Genomic DNA, 252 nt, shown 5'->3' with positions numbered 1-252 from the left:
CATTGTACTGTATTTTACCATAGAAAAGCAAGTTTATCCAGTGTCAGATCCACCAAATATACAGCGAAAATATCGCCTTATGTTCTGTACATTTAGCCGCTTGCTATACGCCGAAAGGTATGGTAATATACAGTTACCGAAAGGGGTGCGGGTGTCCGGTGGACACCTCTGCGAAGCAGAAGCACCGACCGAGGCGACAGCCGAGACAACAACCAAAAAAACGGAGGAAAAACACAATGGTAGCATACGGAA

The sequence above is a fragment of the Ruminococcus sp. OM06-36AC genome (assembly GCF_003438725.1).
GTDB classification, from domain to species: domain Bacteria; phylum Bacillota; class Clostridia; order Oscillospirales; family Ruminococcaceae; genus Ruminococcus_C; species Ruminococcus_C callidus.
The sequence above is the reverse complement of the archived record's forward strand: the minus strand, read 5'-3'. Positions refer to the sequence as shown.